This is a genomic window from Clostridium sp. LXY-7 (assembly GCF_056172015.1).
The window spans coordinates 36944-58372 of the sequence record NZ_JBLLJL010000002.1; the positions used below are offsets into that span (position 1 = coordinate 36944).

Here is a 21429-nt window from a genome sequence, read left to right on the forward strand (position 1 = left end):
GGTTATATTCACTAATTTAAATTAAATTATCATAAAAAGGGGAGTTTAATGTGTATAAGAAGTTTATGGTTTTTATGTTAGTTATGATATTGATATGCTATAATTCAGTTTCCATTGTAATGGCTGCACCTTTTAGAGTAGATGCTGGCTCAGCTATTGCTATAGATGGCACCACAGGAGCAGTTCTTTTTAGTCAAAATAGTCATAAGGTAGTCCCTATGGCAAGTACTACAAAAATAATTACCTGCTTGGTTGCACTAAAGTATGGAGATCTTGACAAGGAGGTAGAAATATCTAAAACAGCAGCATCCATAAGAGGTTCTAAAGTAGGATATAAGTCAGGTGAGAAAATTAAAATAAGAGAACTTTTATATGGATTAATGCTGAAATCTGGAAATGATTGTGCTATAGCTATTGCAGAAGGAATTAGTGGGAGTATTGAAGAATTTTGTAAAGTTATGAATGAATATGCATTATCTATTGGCATAATAGATAGTCATTTTCAATCTCCGCATGGACTAGATAGTATAAGTCATTATTCCTCAGCTTATGATCTAGCTATAGCTACTATGAAAGCTAAAGAAATTCAAGAGTTTAACGACATAGTAAAAGCTAAGGTTGTAGATGAAAAGGAACATAATTTCACTAGAAGTTTCAATAATATAAATAAATTATTATATCAAGAGCCTAATTGCACAGGAGTTAAAACTGGATATACTGGTCAGGCTGGTAAATGTTTAGTAAGTTCCTTTGATATGAGTCCAGGAGAAATAATTGTGGTAACATTAAATTGTACTAATAGGTGGAATGAGAGCAAGAAAATTTATGATTACGTAAAAGAAAATTATGACTATAAACCTTTGGTAGCAAAAGATGAAATATTAGGAAAAGTTATGGTGGATAAAAATAAGTATGTAGATTTAATTGCTAAAGAAAATATTATATATCCTGTAAAGAAAGCTGAATCAATCAATGTTGAAGCAATTATACCAGAGTGCATAGTGACAAGACCAATCTTAAAGACTGAACCATTAGGAATGATATTAATATCTGATGAATCAGGAGTCAAATTTAGAGTTCCTCTATATCCTAAAGATGAGATTAAGAGTAGAGGCTTTAAAGAAAAAATATTAAAGTTATTAAATTAATTTTATATAATATATGAAAAATAATTCATAGGATTTACAATTCTATGGATTATTTTTTTATATGAGTAGCAAATATAAGATTCGGAAATATGCTGATAGTATAGTAAGTTAGGAGGATAATCCATGAGTTATGAACCCTATAATTGTGTAGACTGTGGAAGTGAGTTTTGTCCTTGTCATTTAGCGGAGTCTGGAAATTGTATTTTATGTTCTCATTTAGATGGAAAAGATTTCTGCGACTGTGTAAATTGGAATGGAGTTTGTATATACCAAGAATTTGTCCAAAATAACTATAAAGCAAAGGAAGGTAGAAAGTACAATAGGTTTCAGGTTATTAGTAAGGAAGATTTAACTAATAGCTTAACAAAGTTCAAAATAAAAGTTACTAAGAAGCTTGCCAGTGATTTAACATATCCAGGGGCTTTTATTTTTATAAGGAAAGAAGATAAGGAAAATAGTTATGATACACCTATATGTGTAATGGAAAGTGATACAGGTGATGATATTATTACCATAGTTATAGAAATGAAAGGATTAAAGACAAAAACTCTACAAACAGTTCAGGTAGGAGATAAGGTGTTAATTAAGGGACCATTTTGGAATGGCATATTAGGACTTAACTCTATATTAAATGCTAAAGGAAAAAATTGTTTACTTATCTGTAGAGGGATAGGCCAAGCGCCTATGGTACCTGTTATGAATAAGTTATATAGAAATGATAATAAACTGATTGTATTGCTAGATAAAGGATTAACTGAAAAAGTATTTATAGAACAAGAATTAGAGAGGTATAATGCTAAAGTTATTGAAATAGATAATATGATTCAGAATGGTATACTTATACCCAAATTTAGAAAATTAATTGAGGAAACAATAATAAAAGATAATGTTAATTTAGTACATTGTGACACTACAGACATTATAAGTTATCAGATTATGAAAATAGTAGAAGCCTTTCAGAGAGATTTGAGTTTTTCATGTAGTAATAACGAAAAAATGTGCTGTGGAGAAGGGGTTTGTGGTTGCTGTACAATTATGAATAATGATGAAAAGTTAAGAAGACTTTGTAAGATGCAAACAGATCCTAAATTTGTATTTGAGGGGAGGAGACTACTTTGAAGGTAATAGTAATAGGTGGCGGTTGGTCAGGATGTGCAGCAGCAATTACAGCTAAAAAAGCTGGGGCAGATGTAGAAATACTAGAGAAAACAGATTTACTTTTAGGACTTGGTAATGTTGGTGGAATAATGAGAAACAATGGAAGATATACTGCAGCTGAAGAGCTCATAGCACTAGGTGCAGGAGATTTATTTAATATAACGGATAGTAATACACTTCATAAAAATATTCAGTTTCCTGGGCATGATCATGCATGGCTCCTAATATTGCGTACATATGTTAAGGCTACTATTACCTAGCCTTAACATAGTTTATTGCTATTTTTTTAGTATGACCATTATATACTACATTCTTAACTAACATTGATAATAAGTATCTTTTTTCATTTAGTTCTAAAGTGTCAAATACTGTCCTAAATTTATTTAAGAGACTATTAATAAATTCAACATGTGAATTTTCTATTTCAATTTGCTTATTAGTGGTATTAGCTTTATTTAACTCTTCATTAAGATTATTTATATCTTTTCCAAGCTCATTTATTTTTTTCATTATGAAATCAGCTGCAGGTCCAACTGGAGCATTAGAGAGTTGCTCTAATAATGTATTCATCTGTCTAGTTTTAGTATCAATCTCAATTGTTATGTTTTTTATATTATTTATTACAGTTTTAGCATTATGAGAATTTATATTTTCAATAATATCTTCTACACTTGCAGATTTGATTGATTTTATAATATAATCTTCAATTTTAGGACCGTCTACATTTGGATTATCACAACGAGTTTTAGCACTATGGCATTTCATAGTACAAGTGTAATGGTAATTTCTAAATCCATTCTTATTCGGTCTATTATATGTTATTCTCATTCCAGAACCACAGACATCACATTTCAAAATACCGCCTAATAAAGCTCTTTTAGATGTACCTTCTCTAATACTAGCTTTGGATTTATTTTTATCTAGCATATCTTGTACTTTTAACCAATCATCTGCATCAATAACACCTTTATGATTAGCTACAGCAGAAATCCAATTTTCTGTATCATATTTTTTGTTTCCATTTTTCTTTCCATAAGTAATTATTCCATTGTCATTAGGTGAACCAATTGTTTGGATACCTTTCGATTGTAAATATTCAAATACCTTTTTATTACTTTTTACATATAAAGTATTCCTTAATGTATCATCAATGCTACGCTGAACTAATTGACCACCATTTTTTCCTTTAATATGATATTCTAGACAGTGTTTTTGTACTTTATGCAATGACATTTCTTTAATATATAAATTATATAATAGATTAACTAATTTAAGTTCTTCTTCAATAGGAACTAATTTTACCATAGAGTGTTCCTTAGAGTCTTCATCTATATATTTTATTCTTTCAGAGGAAAAACCTAAAGGAAGTTGACCGCCTAACCAACGACCTGTTTTAGCAAGCTCATACATATTATCTTTAATTCTTTCAGCTATAGTTTCCCTTTCAAGTTGAGCAAATACAGACGCTATATATATCATAGCTCTGCCCATTGGAGTTGATGTATCGAATTGCTCTTTTATACTAACAAAATCTATATCATTATTTTGAAGCATCTCAAGAGTGGATGAGAAATCAGCCACATTACGAGATATACGGTCTAATCTATAACAAATTAAGATATCAAATTTTTTAGATTTAACATCTTTTAATAATTTTTGAAATTTAGGTCTATTGGTATTTCCGCCAGAAAAGCCTTCATCTTCATAAATTAAAAACTCCATGTTTTCATTATTTTGTTTTAAATGAGTATTTGCATAATTTTTGCAAAGCTCAATTTGATTATCTATAGATTCACCAGTTTCTGTTTCTTTGGATTTTCTACTATATATTGCTATATTCATTTATTACACATCCTTATAAGTTTATAATCTGAGATAATTGCTCATATGGTATTTCAGCATAATGAGCTATTTGCTCTAAACACATACCTTCCAATTCAATTTTATCAAGATGTATATTCATCATTTTAAAAGCAAAATAATTAGCCTGTTTTTCTAATTTGTTTATATTAATAAAATTTCTATTAAATGCAGCAGTTTGTATATTTTTATGTAATGTAGCATGACCTAATTCATGAAATAATACAAATTTTTCACCTTGGGATGGAAGATCGTTTCTTATAAATACAACTTCCATTCCAACATAATTTCTAATATATAAACTATCATTTCCCTTTAGCAAGACACTATCATGTCCTGTTTTTCTTATTGTAATATTTAGGGAATCATATAGTTCATAAATATCATTAGTTTTATAGGTAATATATAGTTCTTTAATAATACTATTTATCCAAGAATACATTAAATCACCTACTTTTTATATTTATAGCTTATTAATTTCATCTGATTAAGTAATTCATTAGCAAACTCAATAATCTCCTCATTAGTCATTTCGTTAGTATCAAAACCACCATAACCCATAATAGCAGGCTGTTTGAGTATAAATTGCATAGCTGCTTCAGGTGTTTTAAATTCTCCTGTTTCAAAAAGTTCAACCTCTTCTTTTAATTGACCAGTTTTTATATTGTCATCAAATTCATATGCTAAAAGTTCTGAAATATTAATTTTAAATATTTGAGTCAATTTATTTAAAACTTCATCACTGGCAGAACTTCTACCACTTTCAATATCTCCTAAGTATGATCGAGAAATTCCTAAATTTTCTGAAAGTTCTTTTTGTGTAAGCTTTTTGCCAGTTTTTAAACTATATTCACTTCTCAATTGTTTAATTTTTAAACCTAATTTCTTTCCCATTTTAAAATCACCCTTCCTAGAATTCTTATATAAATCATAATACGTATTTTACGTCATTTTGTCAACGAATTAAAGAAAGATTAAGGAAAATAGAGGTAAAAAGAGTTAATTTATACAAATGACGTTAAATGACGTTAAAATAGATTTGAGCATAACGTCAATATGACGTAATATGTATTTGTAAGCAAAACTAAAGTAAATTAGTACAAAAGAAGGAGGTATATATTATGGCTGAATTATTTAAGAACTTATCATGGAATAAAAAAATGGAAGTCTTAAGGACAATAAAAGGATGGAGTCAAGATGAAGCATCTAAGAAGTGTTTTACAGGACAAAAAGCATACTGGTCATGGGAGAATGGTAATGTTTATCCTCGTAAAAACAGCAGACGAGCTATATCACAAGCATTTGAAGTAAGTGAAGATGAAATTTTTGGAAAGGAGGAATAATAATGAATAATCAATTAGAAAACAAATTATCAAGCAGAGAAGTGGCTGACATGATGGAGGTTCAGCATAAAGATTTATTAAAAAAAATTGATGGTATTAATGAAGATTTGAAGAGCGAAAAAGTCCGCTGTTCAAAATATTGGGTAGAAAGCACCTATAAGCAAGCTGGAAATGGAAAGGAAAATAGAGAATTTCAAATAACTAAAAGAGGTTGTGAATTTCTAGCACACAAGACTACAGGAACTAAAGGGAATCTATTTACTGACAGATATATGGACAGGTTTGAGCAGATGAAAGAAGTTATTGAAGAGGGAATCGCTTCTAAGGTAATAGATCCTAACACTAAGGAAAAAGAGATTGAAGCTAGATACAATAACTCTTTAGTTAGAAAAGCTAACTTGTTATTAAAAATTGCAGAAACAACTCCAGTAGATACCTATAAACAAGTTTTACAATCTAAGGCCACAGAGATTTTAAATGATGGACACGCTCTATTGCCACTACCTAAGGTAGAAAAAAAGACATATAGTGCTACTGAAATAGGTGAAATACTTGGAATAACTGCTAATAAGGTAGGAAAGCTAGCTAATGCTAACAATCTTAAAACAGAACAATATGGAGAGTTGGTTTGGGATAAATCTATACACTCAGCTAAAGAGGTACAATCTTTTAGATATTATGAGGAAGTTATCCCAAGGCTAAAAGAACTTATTTAGAATTAATTATTTAATTGTAACCATTTAAGTAGAGTTTGAATATTATGAATTAGTATTTTTGGGGGAGAGGTATATTTATGGCAAAGAGAAAAAATGACCTAACCATGGAAGAAATGGGGTTTACAATTATACACAATTATCCAGATGGAGAGGAAGCCTTTCTAAAACTCCAAGCAAAAGAAATTGCTAGAGTACTTGAAAATAAATTGTCTGCTAGAGAAATTAATTTATTAAAAGAAATGGTAAAGAATAAATCATTGGATGAGCAAGCTAAAAACTAGTTATAAATTAGATAATTTTTAGTATAGGAAGTAATACTATAGATAAGTTGGTTAAGGATAAGGAGAAATATGAAATATGAAAAAACATGAAGATGAATGGACAGTAGAAATAGTAAACCCAGAGTCAATTGAAGAAGCAAAAATTAGATTCAATGAAGCTTTTGCTCGAGAATTTAAGAAATGGTTAGCGGATAGTAATTTTGAGATAGCTAATGATAAGTAGGCTTAAAAGCCTCTATATGTAAAATTGGACAAGCCTTAATAAAAAGTAATAGTTAAGGAGGTGCAAAATGCTTAGTTGGGCAAGGGATTTATTAATAATCTATAGCATTGTAAATACATTTGTAAATATGACATATTGCTTTATAAAAAGTGGACAAACAACAGAGGATGAACAATTTAAATGGGACTTAAGATTAGCTAGTTTTATTCCAGTAATTCTTTTGCTAGGGAACATATAGGAGGGAGGATATGGTAAGAGCATTAACTAAAATCGAATTTATGGATAAGGTAAATAGGTATATAGAAGAGAAGGAAAAAGCAACTAAAGAAATTGATACCTATGAAGCAATAAAATTTTCAGATAGGAAAAGAAAACATGCTAAACACTTACAAAGACAACCACTATGGAAAAATAAATAAAAAAAGAGTAGCCAAAGCTACCAAAAATAAAGAGTTGCAAAAGCAACCATAACAAAAAATCGTTAACCCAATTATAAGGGATATGGAGGGAAATGTAAAGATGACAAATGTAAAAATCAATTTAGTAAATACAATATGTTACAAGAATGATTCATTTCTAATAATTAAAGATGAAAACAATGATATTGTCGATTTAGGAAAATCAATATTTGAGAATCTTCCATCAAATATAAAAGATTCAAAGGATTTTATCGCAACTATAGCTTTAAATATAGAAATTAAAGAACGTGGAACATTTATTAAGACTGATTATGATCTTGAAAGAGAAGTAAATAAGGGGGAAGAAATATGAATGAATTAAGGGAAATGGATTTACAAAATAATGAGAGCGAAATAGAAGATCTAGAATTCAGAGTAAAGGATCTACAAGGTGCTAACTGGTGTTTCAGAAAACTAAAAGCACTAGAGGAAAGAAAGTCCGAAATTAATGCAGTGGCAGAGGATGAAATATTAAGGATTAACAATTGGAGAGATACAGCAATAAAAAGTATAGATAGTGATGAAGAATATTTTAAAGCTAAGATAACAGATTATTTTGCAGAGACTAGATTAGAAAACCCTAAATTTAAGCTTTCTACACCATATGGTAAAGTTACTGCTAGAAAAATAAAAAGTGGTGTTATCAAGATGAAGAAGCACTGAAGGAATACGTTAAATCTAATAATGATAATGAGGCTATAAGGATTAAAGAGGAACTTAATAAAACATATATTAAAGCTAAATATAAAGATGGAATAAATCAAGAAACTGGGGAACTGGTTCCAGGAGTTGAAGTAGTAGAAACAGAGGATATAAATATAAAAGTTGAATAGGAGAAATATTATGGGGATTAGTGAAAAACTAATGAATATACAATGCAACTTAGTGGCAACTAAAGGCCAATATAATTCTTTTGGAAAGTACAATTATAGAAGTTGTGAGGATATTCTTGAGGCTGTAAAACCACATTTGAAAGAGTATAAATGTACGCTAACATTTGAAGATGATTTAATTCAAGTTGGTGAAAGAATTTATATAAAAACATATGCAATTTTAAAAGATATTGAAAGTGGAGAATTTGAAAAAGCACCCGGTATAGCAAGAGAGGAAGAAAATAAAAAAGGTATGGATGGAAGTCAGGTTACTGGTGCAAGTTCATCATATGCACGTAAATATGCTTTAAACGCTCTATTCTGCATAGATGATAACAAGGATAGTGATTCTACCAATACACATGGTAAAGATAAGCCAGATACAAGCAATAAGAATAAATCAGACAAGCCTCCAATAAATAATAAATGTTTAAGCGAGGCACAGATAAAACGGCTTCTAGCTATAGCTAATGCTGCAGGGTATGGAATAGATGTAGTAAAGAAACATGCTTTAAGCAAGTACAATGTGACAGAGCTTAATCTATTAACTAAATCTCAATATGACGAGATTTGTGAAGGATTTGAGAAGTTGAAGAAGTAGGAGGGTAACTATGGCAAGACCAAGGAAACTAGGCATGGAATACTTTCCACATGATTGTGATGCGAGGAACGACCTAAAAGTAAGAAAACTGAGGGCAGTGTATGGCAATGATGGATATGCAACATTCTTTATATTACTAGAGAATATCTATCGGAATAAAGACTATGAATTAGAGGTTTTAGACGGAGAAACTCTGCTAATACTATCGGAGGAATGTAGAGTGTCTACGGAAAAATTCGAGGAAATCTTAAATAAGTGTCTTGACCTTGGTTTATTTGATAAAGAAATCTATGAAAGTAGGAAAGCAATTACAAGTAATGCCATAAAATTGAGGACTGAACCAGTAGAAAGTGAGAGAGCACGTAAAAGAAACTATAAAAAAGATAATTATAGCAAGGAAAACGCATCAAAAAATGAAGTTATAGACGGAGAAACTACTGGAGAAAGTGCACAAAGTAAAGTAAAGGAAAGTAAAGAAAAGCATAGTAAAGAAAAGGAAAGGAAAGAAGAGAATATATCCTCAACTCCACCCCCTTCCTTTCCCACCCCATGGCACCAAATGATATATGAACAATTCGGGGAGATAACTTATCAAACTTGGTTTGAGAGTACTGAGTTTATAGAAAAAGGTGAGGTACTAGAGGTAATAACTAAAGATAATCTTAAAAGGCAAATGATAAGAGAAAGTTTATCTAAAAAATTAGAAGTGCTTTTTAGTAAGAAGATATTAGTTAAGGAGGAGCCATGACAGAAAAGCTAATTAAAGAGGTTATAGATATAGCGACTTATAAAGTTACAGAAATAGCTAAAAGCGCAGGAGAAAGCTATTTAGAATGTATGTCAACTGCATTAGACTATGCAACTAAGTTATTAGAAATAGATAATAAAGAATTTTTGGAGGTATTTAGCATGAAATCAACAGGTATTGTAAGAAGAGTAGATGAACTAGGAAGGGTTGTAATTCCAATAGAGTTAAGAAGAACTCTAGACATTGATATAAAGGACTCATTAGAGATTTACGTGGATGGAGATCAAATAATACTTAAGAAATATGAGCCAGCTTGTATATTCTGCGGAGAGGCTAAGGATGTACTTAGGTATAAGGACAAGGTTATTTGTAAGGGTTGTGTAGAGCATTTAGGAGAGGGGAATATGTAATGGGAAATTTAATGGGGAAATTTGAGGAATGTTTAGATACATGGAAGGATTTACCTGATTATGTGTATTCATCCGAATACAGAAAAGCTTTTATTGAATTTGCAGAAAAGAAAATAGCAGCGGGACAAAGTGTAAATGGAACACTTGCAGTAATGACATTACACCATGAAACAGGTGGAAGAATGCCATACTTTGAATTTGATAGAAATTAGGTTCAGAATCGCATCATAGGACGAACTAATTAATAAAAAATGTTCTTTGAAAATTGAATAATACGGTATTAGAAAAATATGTTATAATTAATTCATAATTGTATTATTATATTATTTATTAGCTTTTTACTAACTGATAAAATTAGAATTTGTAAAGATAAAAAAATGGAATTTATGGAGCGAAATCATGGAAGAAGCAGTTTGCAAACACCCGTAAAATAAAGACTTAGAAGAAAAAATAGGAAGTGATTTGGCGCTACCTAATGCAAAAGCGAGGCTATAATATGGAAGGTATATTAAAATGTATCACAGAATTTTGGAATAAAAATCATAATGAGCTCATTGTTGGAGTTTTAATATTATTAATAGGCTGGATTACAACAAAATTATGGTTAGCTATGAAAAAGGTTCCCCAGAATATAAATGAATTATTGAACAGTATTGATCAACAATCGGAAAACTGGAAAGAAGAGTTAACAAGTGCTTTGGGAATAAAAGAAACAATGAATAGTCGGTTTCCTGAATATAAGGATTTTCTTTTGATCCAATATGGATCATCTGTAAAAGCTGACAATAATTTACCAAGCGATTATGACTTTATTGTTTTAATGTTGGGATACCCAGAAAATGAAGTTAGATATATGCACAATAAGGGAACAATGAGTGATATATCGAATTCAGAAAACAAAAATCATATTGATATTGTTTTTAGAGATTATCTTTCATTTTTGTTTGCAGCTTCAGCAGGTATGCCGTATGAGAATAGTGTTATTACAGGTGGAAAACTGATAAAAGGACATGAGGGATATTTCCAGTGGTTAAATAATATTACAAAGAATATTTTATTTGATAGAGATTTTTTGGTGAGAAGATTTAATGACAAAATAGCCATAGAAAAAGAAGAGTTTTTAAAGTGTTTAAACGAACATAATAAATTTGAACATGACAAATATTATGTTATAAGAGCTGGATATTACTATATTACTTCGCTATTGCAGTTAAATAAGATCAGGTCTTTTGAAAAGGTTGTAATACAGAAAGAAGTAGTAGAGCTTGCTAATGTAAGGAATTTTTATCAAACATTTCAAGATGATGAGATTAAGAATAAATATGTTATGCTGGTTGAGAGCTTGAAAAGGAATAATGTTTCTGAACAGATTACAATTGATGATATAAAAATGATTTTATCTAAGTTAGAAATATAGGGAGGTAAAATAATGTGGGGTAAAATATTGTCAAAATTTAAGAAAGATAAGGGGAATGAAATAAATCTATTTACAGAAAGCACACTTAAAACAAGCTTTTACGAAGAATTACAAAAAAATGAATGGTGTAATGTTATAGCAGACAAACCAGACGCTCTTATGGATGTTATTGCGATAAAAGTTAAAAAGACTATAAAAATATAGTTAAGATAATTGCCTAAAAACATATTTAACCTTTAAATTCAGTGTATTATTTTTAATATAAAATGTTTGTGTGCGGAATCAAATGTCATATGTTGCGTTTGATTGAGGACTATTTGGTCCTCAAATTGTTGTTCTGTTTACATTGATGTGCAAATATAAATTTTCTTATTTTAATGGAGACGTTATGAAAAATAATTATAGCAGCCTTAATAGTCAGCGAACTATTGACAGGTTGTTTTTATTGATTCAGATGTGGACACTATGATTGTGAATATATTTATACTCGTTGGGTGTATGATAGTGTTATTTATAAAAAGTTCAAAGAGAATTTGATAGAATTGATATTTTATTACTCTAGAGCCACCAACAAATTTCAGTTTATAGATTAAATTAAATATTAAATTATTGAAAATACCGTATTATTCAACGTGAATATGCGGTATTTTTACGTCGCAATGCAAAAAAATAGTGAAGAAAGGAAGTAATGAGATGGAATGTATGTCATTAACAAGGTTAGGTGAAAGAGCATATGAGCTTAAACATATTGAATCCAATACAGGTATTCCAGTTAGAAAATTAAGAGATTCAATTAAATGTGGGAATTTAAAGCCAAGTGGCAAGTCATGTGGTGCTTATTATATTGTGCAAAGTGAATTAGATAGATATTTAAAATTGTGGAAAGTTCAACTTAGCACAGAGCAACTTAGGCTAGCAATGCATATGACAGGGCTTAATCGAAAGAAAACCAAATTTCCATATAGGAATTACTTTTATAGTGAAGGTGAAGTAAAAGAACTTGAGGATTTAGTTAAAAAAGGACTAGCAGTTAAAAGACTTGCTGGAATGAGAGTAAATGATATTTACTATTTCCTTACTAAGGAGTGCATAGAAATGCTTTTAGGGAAAGAGATAACTGAAGAACAATTCAAAGAGATTTAGTTCGTAATGCCAAGATAGGATGAACATAAAAAGGAGTGATTATTATAAATAAAGTAGTTTTAATCGGAAGATTAACCAAAGATCCAGAGCTTAAATTTACACCAGGTAGTGGAACAGCAGTAACAACTATGATACTTGCGGTAAATAGAAGGTTTAAGAAAGAGGGCCAACCCGAAGCCGATTTTATACCAATTGTAGTATGGGGTAAACAGGCGGAAAGCACTGCTAACTATATGAGTAAGGGTAAATTACTAAGTGTAGCCGGGAGGATTGAAACGCGCTCATACGAGGCTAAAGATGGCACAAGAAGATATGTTACTGAGGTAATAGCTGATGAAGTGCATTTCTTAGAGCATGGGAATAAAAATAATAACACAAGCCAAGGGGTTCCAGATGATTATTTTGGTACAGGATATACTCAAACGGATATGGACATTCCTTTTTAGATAGGAATAGTCATTTATGAGGATACTGCTGTAAAGTGGTATTCTCATATGATAATCAAATGAAAGGGGAAAAGTAATGATAGTAGTTGAAGGAAAGATAAAAGGTAAAGCAAGACCGAGGTTTAGCACCAAAACAGGAAGAACCTTTACACCCACTGATACGGTTAATTATGAAAATTGGGTTAGGATATGTTATAGAGAACAGAATGGAAGGCAGCTAGGAGGCTCTATAAAGGCGAAGATAATAGCTTACTATAAAATACCTAAGAGTTATACAAAGAAACGTGTACAAGCAATAAGAGAAGGGTTAGAACAGCCACATAAGAAGCCTGACAGTGACAATATAGCAAAGATTATTTTAGATAGTTTAAATAAGATAGCCTATGATGATGATAGTCAAATTACTGAATTAACAGTAATAAAAAAATATACTGAGGACAAAGAGAGAGTTGAATTTGAATTAAAAGAAGTTATGGAGGGATAACATGAATAAAATAAGTGAGAAGTTAGATTTATCAAGAAAGGCTTTAGAAATAGATGTTGAAAGTCCAGTGTTTAATTGTATCTCCATATCTAGATATGGAGATACAAAGGGTTATAAAACAAGTCTATGATGAAAAATTTGAGAGTGGAGAAGTAACTTTAAAGCTTAGTATTGAATTACCTAATGCTTATGAAACTATTCCTAAGGTGGATGAATATGGAGAAATGATAAACGGAACTTATAAATATAGAAAACCAGTATTTGAGCATAAAGTGGCTACAACGCTTAAGAAACAATATAAAAATGAAGGAATATTTGATGAAAAGAGAGATATTCAATTCAAAGATGGAAAGTTTGTAGCGGTACCAATAAAGCAATCACAAATGAGCATAGATGATTTAGAGGTTAATTAAAGAAGGTGACAATATTTGAATAGATCAGAGAGAAAACGAGCGGAGAAGATAAATAAAGAGTTAAAACAGTTTGTAAATAAATTAAGCTACAGGCAAAGAGAATTGATAGAAGTTTTGATATGTAATGAGGTTCAAAATGGCATTGATAAAGGAATAGGTGATACATTACAAAGCTATTATAAAATATTTCAACAGTGCTTAGATACAGAGCTTTCATTAATGGATATAGTGTCAGAGGATAGAGAGTTAATATTAAGCAAAGTAGATAAAACAATAGTTAATCACTTAGTAAAAATTGAGAATATGGAGGAGTGTGAAATGGAGAAATTAGAATTAGCTATAAAAGATTTTATAGAAACAGAAATGGGGCTAGGATTGAATAGGAAAATAATCATAGAAGATTGTCAAAGTAAATTTAAAAAGACTTCGAGGAACATGATAGTAGGAGTTTATAACGAGGTTAAAAAGGAGTTAAAAGAAGTAACTCCAGAAGATAAAGAAATAGATGAAGCAGTAGCATATATTCTTGAGGATCCAAAGAAAAAGAATAAGGTTGTAGAACATAATGATAAGGCTCATGAGCAGATAGAAAAAGAATTGGAGGTTACAAAAATGATAGAAGAGAAGAAGGAAAGCAAATTACAAATAGTAAATAGGCATACAGAGCTCAAGAGTGAACTTGGAGAATATGTAAAGGATAATGATATCCTAACATCACCAAAGGGAGTATTTAAAAGTATAGAGGAGATAAGAAAGTTTAGAAAAGAACAAATAGATATATTTAATAGAGAAATGGATGAAACAGAAGAAGTATATAATATGTGCTAGGAGGCTATATGGATAAGGATTTATTCAGAAAGACAGAAGGAGAGCTTTATAGATATTATAAATATAAAAGAAAAATAGATTCCATAAAAAATAGCATAGAGTGGTTAGAAGTAAAATTAAAGGAAATAGAGAATGATATAAGGACCACAAATGTTACTATAGACTATTATCAGAATGGAATGGGATTAAAAGAGAGAGTACAAACCAGTAGTAAAGGGACAAGTTATGCAGAAGAAGAAATATTAAGAGAAATAGGGAAATTAGAAGAAGAGCATTGGAATAAGAAAAAGCAATTATTAAAGTTAAAAACTAAATTAAGAGACATGGAAGAGTTTATAACGCATATGGAATTTAATATAAATATGTTGCTTGAAGAAGATAAAAGATTTGTAGAATTAAAATATGGTGATAAAGTAAGTATACCTGAAGTGGCTATAAATCTAAATATGTCAAAATCTACAGCATACAGAAAAAGAGAGGATTTAGTTCATGCTATTGCAGACTTTGATAATACATTCTTATTCAGATAAAAAAGTGATAAGAATTTGAGAAAAGCATGAGAATTTATATGGTGAAATCTATGCTAAGATAATAGTATAGAATTTTAACATAATCCCAATATTCCCATCCCCATAAAAGGCACTTAGTGTAAAACTAGGTGTCTTTTATTTGTAAAATATTATATGTTATTGTAAAATAATAGTGAAAAGGGGGTATTGCAATGGAATTTACCGAAAAAGAAAGGTTAATACTTTATAATCAATATGAAATACTTAAGCATTTAGATCCGAAAGGAAAAGAAGCGTGTGAGATAAATCAAAAAATACTTCGCAATGGATACAAGTATAATTATGATGAACTCACAAATTTTTTAAATGAAGAAACACCATTACAAGTGTCAGAATTTGTGTATGATGTTTTACAAATGTACAGATGTATTGATGATTCATATATTGATTTAACTGAAGAAGAGCAAGAAGAATTCAAAAAATTAAATACTAAATTTCGTGGTTTTGATGGAAATGAAGAATCTAAATATTATTGGTATGCATGTTTTTTACTAGAGGACTTAGGGGAGTTTGAAGAAAGCTATAATGAAGGTAAGATAGAAACTAATTCGCATAGAAAAATGATAAATAGATATAGTAAAATGCTTGCTAAATGGAATGAAGTTAAAGAAGATGGAGATAGTAACTTAACATTGAAACAAATTAGATATATTACTAACTACTAAAAACATAAGTTATTATTTATTAAAGAACTCTAGAAATAGGGTTCTTTTTATTTTACATAAAAGGGAGTGATACAGTTGAAAACAATAAGTCTATATACGTTCTGGAGGCTTGGTAAATTAGAGTGCTGCTGTCCTCCTGAAAATAAATGTTTAAAAGATAAAGGGTGCGAACTTATTAAATTTGCTTATGATGAATACCAAGATATTAAGGAATGTATGAAGCATGATAGTTATAAGAGAGTTAAAGGTGCATTGAGGCAGAAATAGATTTACAAAACAGACAAATAAGTGAGGTGGTGATGTGGATAATATATGGGATTTAGCTTATGAAGATTACATAAAGGGTATGAAATATAAGGATATAGCTGAAAAATACAATGTTTCATTAAATACAGTTAAGTCTTGGAAAACTAGAAAATGGAATGAGAAAAGTGTGCACACAAATGAAAAAAAAGTATGCACACAAAAAAATAGGAGTAGAGGGGCACCTAAAGGAAACAAGAATAGTAAGGGAGCACCTAAAGGAAATAAAAGAGCTGAAACACATGGATTCTTTTCTAAATATCTTCCAGAAGATACTTTTCAAGTTATTCAGGAGATACAAGAGAAGAATCCTTTAGATATTCTATGGGAAAACATAACTATCCAGTATGCAGCCATTATAAGAGCACAAAGAATAATGTATGTAACAAATAAAGAAGAAATGATAAAGGTGCTTAAGAAAGAAAGTAATGGTGATACTTCATCATCTGAGGAATGGGAATTTCAATTTGCATGGGATAGGCAGGCTACATTTTTAAATGCACAGAGTAGAGCCATGTCAACATTGCAAAACATGATAAAGCAGTATGATGAAATGATTAATAAGAATTGGGAGTTAGCTACAGAAGAGCAGAAAGCTAGGATAGAAAAACTTAAAGCAGATATAGCAATTTCTAATAAGCAAACTTTAGATGATGAATTAAAAATAGTAGTGGATTATGGTGATGAATATGGCAGTAATTAAAGCTGACTTTAATCCTGTATTTAAAGAAGTTAATAAGACTAAGAAAAGATATAGAGCAATGAAGGGTTCAGCGGGTAGTGGTAAATCAGTAAATATAGCACAGGATTATATATTAAAACTTGGGGATAAAAGGTACCAAGGAGCAAATTTATTAGTAGTCAGGAAATCAGAATCTACCCATAAGTATTCAACGTATGCAGAACTTACAGGAGCCATTAATAGAATATATGGACCATATGCAGATAAGTATTGGATTATAAGATTAAATCCTTTAGAGATAGTAAGTAGAGTTACAGGCAATTCTATAATATTTAGGGGAGTCAATGATTCAAGACAAAGAGAGAAACTTAAATCAATAAACTTTTCAAAGGGTAAGCTTACGTGGATATGGTGTGAAGAAGCCACAGAACTTATGGAAAATGATGTGGATATACTAGATGACCGTTTAAGAGGTATTCTTGACAATCCTAATCTATACTATCAAATGACGTTTACATTTAATCCAGTATCAGCTACACATTGGATTAAAAGAAAGTATTTTGATTTTAAAAATGTAGATATATTCAATCATCATAGTACTTATTTAAATAATAGGTTTATTGATGAAGCCTACCATAGAAGAATGATGATAAGAAAAGAACAGGATCCAGATGGATATAAAGTATATGGGTTAGGAGACTGGGGAGAAACAAGTGGAGTTATACTTCACAACTATTTAATACATGAGTTTCCTACAGAATTTGAGTATTTTGACAATATGAGGTTATCACAAGACTTTGGATTTAACCATGCTAATGCTATTTTGAGAGTAGGGTTTAAAGATGGTGAGCTCTATATATGTAATGAGATATATGTATTTGAAAAGGATACTTCTGAAATTATTGAGATAGCTAATGAAAGAAGTATTGAAAAAAACTTATATATGTATTGTGATAGTGCCGAACCAGATAGGATTAAGATGTGGAAAAAGGCAGGATATAGAGCTAAGGGAGTAAAGAAAGGTCCAGGTAGTGTTAAAGCTCAAATGGATTATTTAAAGCAATTAAAAATACACATTCATCCATCATGTGTTAATACGATAAAAGAAATTCAACAATGGAAATGGAAGAAGGATGAAAAGACAGGATTATATTTAGATGAACCAGTAGAATTTATGGATGATGCAATGGCAGCATTAAGATACTCAATAGATAATAAGCTTAAAGAGAAATCAATATCATTTGATTAAGGAGGTGCTAGATATGATTATGATAGATAAAATAAAAGGAATACTTAATAAAGGTGCTAATAATCAAATGTCCTTAGAAGAAATAATCCAAGAAGAAATAAAAGAATGGAATAGCTCTACAGAAAGACAACTAATGTTAGATGGAGAACGATATTACAAAGGTAATGCCGATATACTGAAGCGTAAAAGAATGGCTATAGGTGAAGACGGAGAGTTAGAAGAAGTTAAAAACCTAGTAAATAATAAATTAATCCATCAATTTGTTAGGAAACTCACAGATCAAAAGATAGGGTATTTATTAAGCAAGCCATTAACTATACAAACTGATAATGAACAGTATAAAAAAGTACTAGATGATGTATTTAATAAATCTTTCATGAGGCTTATTAAGAACTTAGGTAAGGATGCAATTAATAAAGGTATAGCATGGGCACAGATATATTATAATGAGGAAGGCCAACTTAGATTTAAAAGGTTACCATCAGAGGAGATAATTCCATTGTGGAAGGATTCTGAGCACACTAAATTAGATGCTTTAATAAGAGTATATGAAGTTATAATATATGATGGTAAAAATAAAAAGACAATAGAAAAGGTTGAGTACTGGGATACTAAACAAGTATTAAGATATGTTAAAGAAAATGGAAAGTTAATACCTGATGTTGAAGCTCCAGAAGATACAGGGCATTTTAGTGTGGTAGATGATAAAGGAAATAATCAATCATTTACCTGGTCTAAAGTGCCTTTTGTATATTTCAAATATAATGATGAAGAGCAGCCATTAATTAAGTTTGTTAAGTCCTTAGTAGATGATTATGATAAACAAAAATCTGATAATAGTAATAATTTAGAGGACCTCCCCAATTCTATTTATGTATTAAAGGACTATGATGGAACTAACTTAGGTGAGTTTAGAAAGAATATGTCCTTATATAGAGCCGTTAAAGTTGCTAGTGATGGTGGGGTTGAAACAAGGAACTTAGAAATTAATGTTGAAGCTTATAAAACACATATAGAACAGACAAGAAAAGATATATACGAGTTTGGAAGAGGTGTAGATACTCAAAGTGATAAGTTTGGGAACTCTCCAAGTGGTATTGCTCTTAAATTCCTATATAATGATTTAGACTTAGATTGTAATATCATAGAAACAGAGTTTCAAGCATCACTAGAATACTTACTATGGTTTATTAATCAACATCTAGTTAATACTGGACAAGGTGACTTTACTAATGAGAACGTAGATTTTATTTTTAATAGAGATATGCTTACAAATGAAACTGACAGCATTAATAACTGTAAATCTAGTGTTGGTATTATTAGTGATGAAACTATAGTTTCTAACCACCCATGGGCGACTAAGGAAGAATTAGATAAAATACAGAAGCAGAAAGAAGAGGAAGCAGAAGAATACTCCAATTTTCCTAACAATGTAGATGATACTAGGAATGATGTAGATGAGGAATAAGGATTATTGGATAAAGAGATCAGAGTCAATAGCTAATTCACAATTTGATAGAGCTGATAAGTACAAGTTTCAATTAGAACTGGAATACTTGGAAGCACAAAATAGTATCAAGAAAGATATTGAAGTGTTTTATGCTAGGTTTGCAAATAACAATGAAATATCTTTAGCAGATGCAAGAACAATGCTAAATGCCAATGAGCTTAGAGAGTTTAAAATGACTTTAGCCGAGTTCAAAAGAAAAGCTAAAGATAATCCTGATGGGATTTGGACTCAAGACCTTAATAATGTCTATTATAAAAGACGTGTATCTCGACTACAGGCTTTACAGTCTCAAATAGATGTTAAGATAAACAGTTTATACTCTAATCAGTTAGAAGGAACTACAAAGCTTTTAAAGAGTACCTATAAGGATACTTATTATAGAAATATATTTGAAGTCCATAAAGGGTTAGGAATAGGGGTAAACTTTGCTAAGATAGATGATAAGGCCATTGATAAGATACTAACTACTCCATGGCTAGAGGATAACTATATGAGTACCATATGGAAAAATAGAAATAAGCTTGTAAATGAGTTAAAGACAAATCTTACACAAGCTTTTATACGTGGCGATAGCATAGATAGAACCACAAAAGTTATATCTGAAAGAATGGGAGTAGCTAAAGAAAGAGCTAGAAAGTTAGTAAACACAGAAAGTGCTTATATAACTTCTAAAGCTACATTTAATAGTTATAGTGGAAGTGGAGTTATAAAGCAATATGAAATATTAGCAACTTTAGATTCACGTACAAGTAAAACATGTAGAGATATGGATGCTGCAAGCAAGAAGGAACCATTTGATTTAGATAAATGGGAAGTAGGAATTACTGCCCCACCTTTCCACGCTAATTGTAGAACTACTACAGTAGCATATTTCCCAGATAGTATAGACGAAGAAAGAATTGCTAGAGATAGTGATGGTAAGGTCTATTATGTAGATGGGAATATGGATTATGGACAGTGGTACAATAAATATGTTGAAAATAATGGTAATAGTGATATAATAGATAAAAGCACTTCATCATGGACTGATTTCAGCGTAGAAAATAAGCAATTCTCTAGTAAAAGAGAAATGTCTAAGTATCTAAGCAATGAATATGACATTAAGTTTTCTGACAGTAGAAAATGTCCTATAGATAAGGAATTATTGCAGGATTCAGTAAATTGGTTAGATAAATTCAATAGTTATTTTGATGGTTTTAAAGAGATTAATCCAGTAAAACTTCCTGAGTTCAAAATAAAAGCAGACATTAAGCCAGTAGGATATTATAGATACTACACTAATAGTCCAGAAGCGGTTGAATTAGCTCTTAATGGACGATACTTCACAGATAAAGCATTTAATATTGATTATATAAAGAGATGTATAGAAACTGGATGGACAGTGCCTAATGCAAAAGGTCACAAAACATTTGTACATGAATATGGTCACCACATAGCTAATTCATTAAAATGGCTTGATAGTAATAGTGGTAAGGTTAATCAAAATTGGTGTAAAGATTTTATAAGCGAGACTATAAAAGATTATAATGTAAAATATAATAAAGACGTATCATTTAAGGATATATCAAAATTAGTAAGTGAATATGGTGGAAGTAAGCCAGAGGAAACATTTGCTGAAACCTTTGCAGAATACTTCGGTGGAGAAAATCCACGAGAATTTGCAAAAGTTTTTGGTGAAAAAGTAGAGAGTAAATTAAATAAATATATTAGGGAAGGAGCAAAATAAATGGAATTAGAAAGACCAAAATTCATGGATACTGAATATGTATATTATGACAATGATGGACTTAAAATAAAAGAAGGTGCGCCACAATGGGTTAAAGATGAATATAAGGAGTTCATGAGTGAATTAGATGAATATGCTATAGAAGAATAGGCACTTGCTAAGTAAAATTAGTAGGT

Annotated in this window: 32 protein-coding genes and 2 pseudogenes; 31 read left to right on the forward strand and 3 right to left on the reverse strand. The window is 30.3% G+C overall.

What is annotated here, in order from left to right:
• Positions 1-50: 50 nt before the first annotated feature.
• The 3 genes and pseudogenes from ACI48Q_RS07085 to ACI48Q_RS07095 form a co-directional block, all read left to right on the forward strand.
• Positions 51-1148 carry a D-alanyl-D-alanine carboxypeptidase gene (locus ACI48Q_RS07085; RefSeq protein ID WP_474918383.1) on the forward strand — a complete coding sequence of 366 codons (1098 nt, stop codon included), beginning with the start codon at positions 51-53 and terminating at the stop codon, positions 1146-1148.
• Positions 1149-1271: 123 nt separating this feature from the next.
• Positions 1272-2267, forward strand: coding sequence for a sulfide/dihydroorotate dehydrogenase-like FAD/NAD-binding protein (locus tag ACI48Q_RS07090; protein WP_474918384.1), 996 nt, complete (start codon positions 1272-1274; stop codon positions 2265-2267).
• Positions 2264-2527 (forward strand): annotated as a pseudogene (locus ACI48Q_RS07095) (FAD-dependent oxidoreductase); the annotation flags it as partial. The gene ACI48Q_RS07090 and the pseudogene ACI48Q_RS07095, both read left to right, overlap by 4 nt.
• Before the next feature lie 31 nt (positions 2528-2558).
• Here the strand turns inward: ACI48Q_RS07095 and ACI48Q_RS07100 are convergent.
• From ACI48Q_RS07100 to ACI48Q_RS07110, 3 genes are read right to left on the reverse strand one after another with little or no spacing between them, the layout of a single operon-like run.
• Positions 2559-4148, reverse strand: a complete 1590-nt coding sequence (locus tag ACI48Q_RS07100) for a recombinase family protein (RefSeq protein ID WP_474918385.1) — start codon at positions 4146-4148, stop codon at positions 2559-2561.
• Between the two features lie 13 nt (positions 4149-4161).
• A complete protein-coding gene (locus ACI48Q_RS07105; protein WP_474918386.1) occupies positions 4162-4608 on the reverse strand; it encodes an ImmA/IrrE family metallo-endopeptidase in 447 nt (148 codons plus the stop codon).
• Positions 4609-4616: 8 nt separating this feature from the next.
• Positions 4617-5060 carry a helix-turn-helix domain-containing protein gene (locus tag ACI48Q_RS07110; RefSeq protein WP_474918387.1) on the reverse strand — a complete coding sequence of 148 codons (444 nt, stop codon included), beginning with the start codon at positions 5058-5060 and terminating at the stop codon, positions 4617-4619.
• Between the two features lie 227 nt (positions 5061-5287).
• On the opposite strand from ACI48Q_RS07110, the gene ACI48Q_RS07115 reads away from it, so the two are divergent.
• The 28 genes and pseudogenes from ACI48Q_RS07115 to ACI48Q_RS07250 all read left to right on the forward strand — a co-directional run bounded on the left by ACI48Q_RS07115 (position 5288) and on the right by ACI48Q_RS07250 (position 21403).
• Entirely contained in the window at positions 5288-5509 is a 222-nt protein-coding gene (locus ACI48Q_RS07115; protein ID WP_474918388.1) for a helix-turn-helix transcriptional regulator, read from the forward strand.
• A gap of 2 nt (positions 5510-5511) precedes the next feature.
• Positions 5512-6225, forward strand: coding sequence for a Rha family transcriptional regulator (locus ACI48Q_RS07120; RefSeq protein WP_474918389.1), 714 nt, complete (start codon positions 5512-5514; stop codon positions 6223-6225).
• Positions 6226-6302: 77 nt separating this feature from the next.
• The gene (locus ACI48Q_RS07125) at positions 6303-6506 is read left to right on the forward strand and encodes a hypothetical protein (RefSeq protein ID WP_474918390.1); all 204 of its coding nucleotides are present in this window, start codon (positions 6303-6305) and stop codon (positions 6504-6506) included.
• 76 nt (positions 6507-6582) lie between these two features.
• The gene (locus ACI48Q_RS07130; RefSeq protein ID WP_474918391.1) at positions 6583-6729 is read left to right on the forward strand and encodes a hypothetical protein; all 147 of its coding nucleotides are present in this window, start codon (positions 6583-6585) and stop codon (positions 6727-6729) included.
• 67 nt (positions 6730-6796) lie between these two features.
• Complete coding sequence (locus ACI48Q_RS07135; protein ID WP_474918392.1) at positions 6797-6967, forward strand: hypothetical protein; 171 nt, start codon at positions 6797-6799, stop codon at positions 6965-6967.
• A 10-nt stretch (positions 6968-6977) separates the two neighbouring features.
• Positions 6978-7148 carry a hypothetical protein gene (locus ACI48Q_RS07140; RefSeq protein WP_474918393.1) on the forward strand — a complete coding sequence of 57 codons (171 nt, stop codon included), beginning with the start codon at positions 6978-6980 and terminating at the stop codon, positions 7146-7148.
• Between the two features lie 100 nt (positions 7149-7248).
• Positions 7249-7500, forward strand: a complete 252-nt coding sequence (locus ACI48Q_RS07145) for a hypothetical protein (RefSeq protein ID WP_474918394.1) — start codon at positions 7249-7251, stop codon at positions 7498-7500.
• A gap of 14 nt (positions 7501-7514) precedes the next feature.
• Positions 7515-8020, forward strand: a pseudogene (locus ACI48Q_RS07150) (host-nuclease inhibitor Gam family protein).
• A 10-nt stretch (positions 8021-8030) separates the two neighbouring features.
• Positions 8031-8660, forward strand: coding sequence for an ERF family protein (locus ACI48Q_RS07155; RefSeq protein ID WP_474918395.1), 630 nt, complete (start codon positions 8031-8033; stop codon positions 8658-8660).
• Positions 8661-8670: 10 nt separating this feature from the next.
• Positions 8671-9408 carry a DUF4373 domain-containing protein gene (locus tag ACI48Q_RS07160; RefSeq protein ID WP_474918396.1) on the forward strand — a complete coding sequence of 246 codons (738 nt, stop codon included), beginning with the start codon at positions 8671-8673 and terminating at the stop codon, positions 9406-9408.
• A 161-nt stretch (positions 9409-9569) separates the two neighbouring features.
• Positions 9570-9818 carry an AbrB/MazE/SpoVT family DNA-binding domain-containing protein gene (locus ACI48Q_RS07165; RefSeq protein ID WP_474919499.1) on the forward strand — a complete coding sequence of 83 codons (249 nt, stop codon included), beginning with the start codon at positions 9570-9572 and terminating at the stop codon, positions 9816-9818.
• Entirely contained in the window at positions 9818-10030 is a 213-nt protein-coding gene (locus ACI48Q_RS07170; RefSeq protein ID WP_474918397.1) for a hypothetical protein, read from the forward strand. Before ACI48Q_RS07165 ends, ACI48Q_RS07170 begins: the two co-directional genes overlap by 1 nt.
• 284 nt (positions 10031-10314) lie before the next feature.
• On the forward strand, positions 10315-11235 hold the full coding sequence (locus tag ACI48Q_RS07175) for a hypothetical protein (RefSeq protein WP_474918398.1): 921 nt from the start codon (positions 10315-10317) through the stop codon (positions 11233-11235).
• A 12-nt stretch (positions 11236-11247) separates the two neighbouring features.
• Positions 11248-11439 carry a hypothetical protein gene (locus ACI48Q_RS07180; RefSeq protein WP_474918399.1) on the forward strand — a complete coding sequence of 64 codons (192 nt, stop codon included), beginning with the start codon at positions 11248-11250 and terminating at the stop codon, positions 11437-11439.
• A gap of 489 nt (positions 11440-11928) precedes the next feature.
• Positions 11929-12378, forward strand: a complete 450-nt coding sequence (locus ACI48Q_RS07185) for a hypothetical protein (RefSeq protein ID WP_474918400.1) — start codon at positions 11929-11931, stop codon at positions 12376-12378.
• A 44-nt stretch (positions 12379-12422) separates the two neighbouring features.
• Positions 12423-12824 carry a single-stranded DNA-binding protein gene (locus tag ACI48Q_RS07190; RefSeq protein ID WP_474919500.1) on the forward strand — a complete coding sequence of 134 codons (402 nt, stop codon included), beginning with the start codon at positions 12423-12425 and terminating at the stop codon, positions 12822-12824.
• Between the two features lie 76 nt (positions 12825-12900).
• Positions 12901-13308, forward strand: a complete 408-nt coding sequence (locus ACI48Q_RS07195) for a RusA family crossover junction endodeoxyribonuclease (RefSeq protein WP_474918401.1) — start codon at positions 12901-12903, stop codon at positions 13306-13308.
• Position 13309: 1 nt separating this feature from the next.
• Complete coding sequence (locus tag ACI48Q_RS07200) at positions 13310-13438, forward strand: hypothetical protein (protein WP_474918402.1); 129 nt, start codon at positions 13310-13312, stop codon at positions 13436-13438.
• Positions 13404-13721 carry a hypothetical protein gene (locus ACI48Q_RS07205; RefSeq protein WP_474918403.1) on the forward strand — a complete coding sequence of 106 codons (318 nt, stop codon included), beginning with the start codon at positions 13404-13406 and terminating at the stop codon, positions 13719-13721. Before ACI48Q_RS07200 ends, ACI48Q_RS07205 begins: the two co-directional genes overlap by 35 nt.
• Before the next feature lie 15 nt (positions 13722-13736).
• A complete protein-coding gene (locus ACI48Q_RS07210; RefSeq protein ID WP_474918404.1) occupies positions 13737-14549 on the forward strand; it encodes a hypothetical protein in 813 nt (270 codons plus the stop codon).
• An 8-nt stretch (positions 14550-14557) separates the two neighbouring features.
• Positions 14558-15079, forward strand: a complete 522-nt coding sequence (locus tag ACI48Q_RS07215; RefSeq protein ID WP_474918405.1) for a transcriptional regulator — start codon at positions 14558-14560, stop codon at positions 15077-15079.
• 191 nt (positions 15080-15270) lie between these two features.
• Positions 15271-15783 carry a YfbU family protein gene (locus tag ACI48Q_RS07220; RefSeq protein WP_474918406.1) on the forward strand — a complete coding sequence of 171 codons (513 nt, stop codon included), beginning with the start codon at positions 15271-15273 and terminating at the stop codon, positions 15781-15783.
• Between the two features lie 75 nt (positions 15784-15858).
• Positions 15859-16050, forward strand: a complete 192-nt coding sequence (locus ACI48Q_RS07225) for a hypothetical protein (protein ID WP_474918407.1) — start codon at positions 15859-15861, stop codon at positions 16048-16050.
• A 79-nt stretch (positions 16051-16129) separates the two neighbouring features.
• On the forward strand, positions 16130-16789 hold the full coding sequence (gene terS, locus ACI48Q_RS07230; protein WP_474919501.1) for a phage terminase small subunit: 660 nt from the start codon (positions 16130-16132) through the stop codon (positions 16787-16789).
• Positions 16776-18017, forward strand: coding sequence for a PBSX family phage terminase large subunit (locus ACI48Q_RS07235; RefSeq protein ID WP_474918408.1), 1242 nt, complete (start codon positions 16776-16778; stop codon positions 18015-18017). The genes terS and ACI48Q_RS07235 overlap by 14 nt, the downstream gene beginning before the upstream one ends.
• 13 nt (positions 18018-18030) lie before the next feature.
• Positions 18031-19485 carry a phage portal protein gene (locus ACI48Q_RS07240; protein WP_474918409.1) on the forward strand — a complete coding sequence of 485 codons (1455 nt, stop codon included), beginning with the start codon at positions 18031-18033 and terminating at the stop codon, positions 19483-19485.
• Positions 19475-21253: a minor capsid protein gene (locus tag ACI48Q_RS07245; RefSeq protein ID WP_474918410.1), complete on the forward strand. Its 1779-nt coding sequence runs from the start codon at positions 19475-19477 to the stop codon at positions 21251-21253. Before ACI48Q_RS07240 ends, ACI48Q_RS07245 begins: the two co-directional genes overlap by 11 nt.
• Entirely contained in the window at positions 21254-21403 is a 150-nt protein-coding gene (locus ACI48Q_RS07250; protein ID WP_474918411.1) for a hypothetical protein, read from the forward strand.
• The last annotated feature ends 26 nt before the right edge of the window (positions 21404-21429 follow it).

What these genes read in the sequence shown, in the direction of transcription:
- ACI48Q_RS07090 (WP_474918384.1), top strand. Translation starts at nt 1,272, where the DNA reads ATGAGTTATGAACCCTATAATTGTGTAGACTGTGGAAGTGAGTTTTGT.
- ACI48Q_RS07100 (WP_474918385.1), bottom strand. Translation starts at nt 4,148, where the DNA reads ATGAATATAGCAATATATAGTAGAAAATCCAAAGAAACAGAAACTGGT.
- ACI48Q_RS07105 (WP_474918386.1), bottom strand. Translation starts at nt 4,608, where the DNA reads ATGTATTCTTGGATAAATAGTATTATTAAAGAACTATATATTACCTAT.
- ACI48Q_RS07110 (WP_474918387.1), bottom strand. Translation starts at nt 5,060, where the DNA reads ATGGGAAAGAAATTAGGTTTAAAAATTAAACAATTGAGAAGTGAATAT.
- ACI48Q_RS07115 (WP_474918388.1), top strand. Translation starts at nt 5,288, where the DNA reads ATGGCTGAATTATTTAAGAACTTATCATGGAATAAAAAAATGGAAGTC.
- ACI48Q_RS07120 (WP_474918389.1), top strand. Translation starts at nt 5,512, where the DNA reads ATGAATAATCAATTAGAAAACAAATTATCAAGCAGAGAAGTGGCTGAC.
- ACI48Q_RS07125 (WP_474918390.1), top strand. Translation starts at nt 6,303, where the DNA reads ATGGCAAAGAGAAAAAATGACCTAACCATGGAAGAAATGGGGTTTACA.
- ACI48Q_RS07130 (WP_474918391.1), top strand. Translation starts at nt 6,583, where the DNA reads ATGAAAAAACATGAAGATGAATGGACAGTAGAAATAGTAAACCCAGAG.
- ACI48Q_RS07135 (WP_474918392.1), top strand. Translation starts at nt 6,797, where the DNA reads ATGCTTAGTTGGGCAAGGGATTTATTAATAATCTATAGCATTGTAAAT.
- ACI48Q_RS07140 (WP_474918393.1), top strand. Translation starts at nt 6,978, where the DNA reads ATGGTAAGAGCATTAACTAAAATCGAATTTATGGATAAGGTAAATAGG.
- ACI48Q_RS07145 (WP_474918394.1), top strand. Translation starts at nt 7,249, where the DNA reads ATGACAAATGTAAAAATCAATTTAGTAAATACAATATGTTACAAGAAT.
- ACI48Q_RS07155 (WP_474918395.1), top strand. Translation starts at nt 8,031, where the DNA reads ATGGGGATTAGTGAAAAACTAATGAATATACAATGCAACTTAGTGGCA.
- ACI48Q_RS07160 (WP_474918396.1), top strand. Translation starts at nt 8,671, where the DNA reads ATGGCAAGACCAAGGAAACTAGGCATGGAATACTTTCCACATGATTGT.
- ACI48Q_RS07165 (WP_474919499.1), top strand. Translation starts at nt 9,570, where the DNA reads ATGAAATCAACAGGTATTGTAAGAAGAGTAGATGAACTAGGAAGGGTT.
- ACI48Q_RS07170 (WP_474918397.1), top strand. Translation starts at nt 9,818, where the DNA reads ATGGGAAATTTAATGGGGAAATTTGAGGAATGTTTAGATACATGGAAG.
- ACI48Q_RS07175 (WP_474918398.1), top strand. Translation starts at nt 10,315, where the DNA reads ATGGAAGGTATATTAAAATGTATCACAGAATTTTGGAATAAAAATCAT.
- ACI48Q_RS07180 (WP_474918399.1), top strand. Translation starts at nt 11,248, where the DNA reads ATGTGGGGTAAAATATTGTCAAAATTTAAGAAAGATAAGGGGAATGAA.
- ACI48Q_RS07185 (WP_474918400.1), top strand. Translation starts at nt 11,929, where the DNA reads ATGGAATGTATGTCATTAACAAGGTTAGGTGAAAGAGCATATGAGCTT.
- ACI48Q_RS07195 (WP_474918401.1), top strand. Translation starts at nt 12,901, where the DNA reads ATGATAGTAGTTGAAGGAAAGATAAAAGGTAAAGCAAGACCGAGGTTT.
- ACI48Q_RS07200 (WP_474918402.1), top strand. Translation starts at nt 13,310, where the DNA reads ATGAATAAAATAAGTGAGAAGTTAGATTTATCAAGAAAGGCTTTAGAA.
- ACI48Q_RS07205 (WP_474918403.1), top strand. Translation starts at nt 13,404, where the DNA reads ATGGAGATACAAAGGGTTATAAAACAAGTCTATGATGAAAAATTTGAG.
- ACI48Q_RS07215 (WP_474918405.1), top strand. Translation starts at nt 14,558, where the DNA reads ATGGATAAGGATTTATTCAGAAAGACAGAAGGAGAGCTTTATAGATAT.
- ACI48Q_RS07220 (WP_474918406.1), top strand. Translation starts at nt 15,271, where the DNA reads ATGGAATTTACCGAAAAAGAAAGGTTAATACTTTATAATCAATATGAA.
- terS (WP_474919501.1), top strand. Translation starts at nt 16,130, where the DNA reads ATGAAATATAAGGATATAGCTGAAAAATACAATGTTTCATTAAATACA.
- ACI48Q_RS07235 (WP_474918408.1), top strand. Translation starts at nt 16,776, where the DNA reads ATGGCAGTAATTAAAGCTGACTTTAATCCTGTATTTAAAGAAGTTAAT.
- ACI48Q_RS07240 (WP_474918409.1), top strand. Translation starts at nt 18,031, where the DNA reads ATGATTATGATAGATAAAATAAAAGGAATACTTAATAAAGGTGCTAAT.
- ACI48Q_RS07245 (WP_474918410.1), top strand. Translation starts at nt 19,475, where the DNA reads ATGAGGAATAAGGATTATTGGATAAAGAGATCAGAGTCAATAGCTAAT.
- ACI48Q_RS07250 (WP_474918411.1), top strand. Translation starts at nt 21,254, where the DNA reads ATGGAATTAGAAAGACCAAAATTCATGGATACTGAATATGTATATTAT.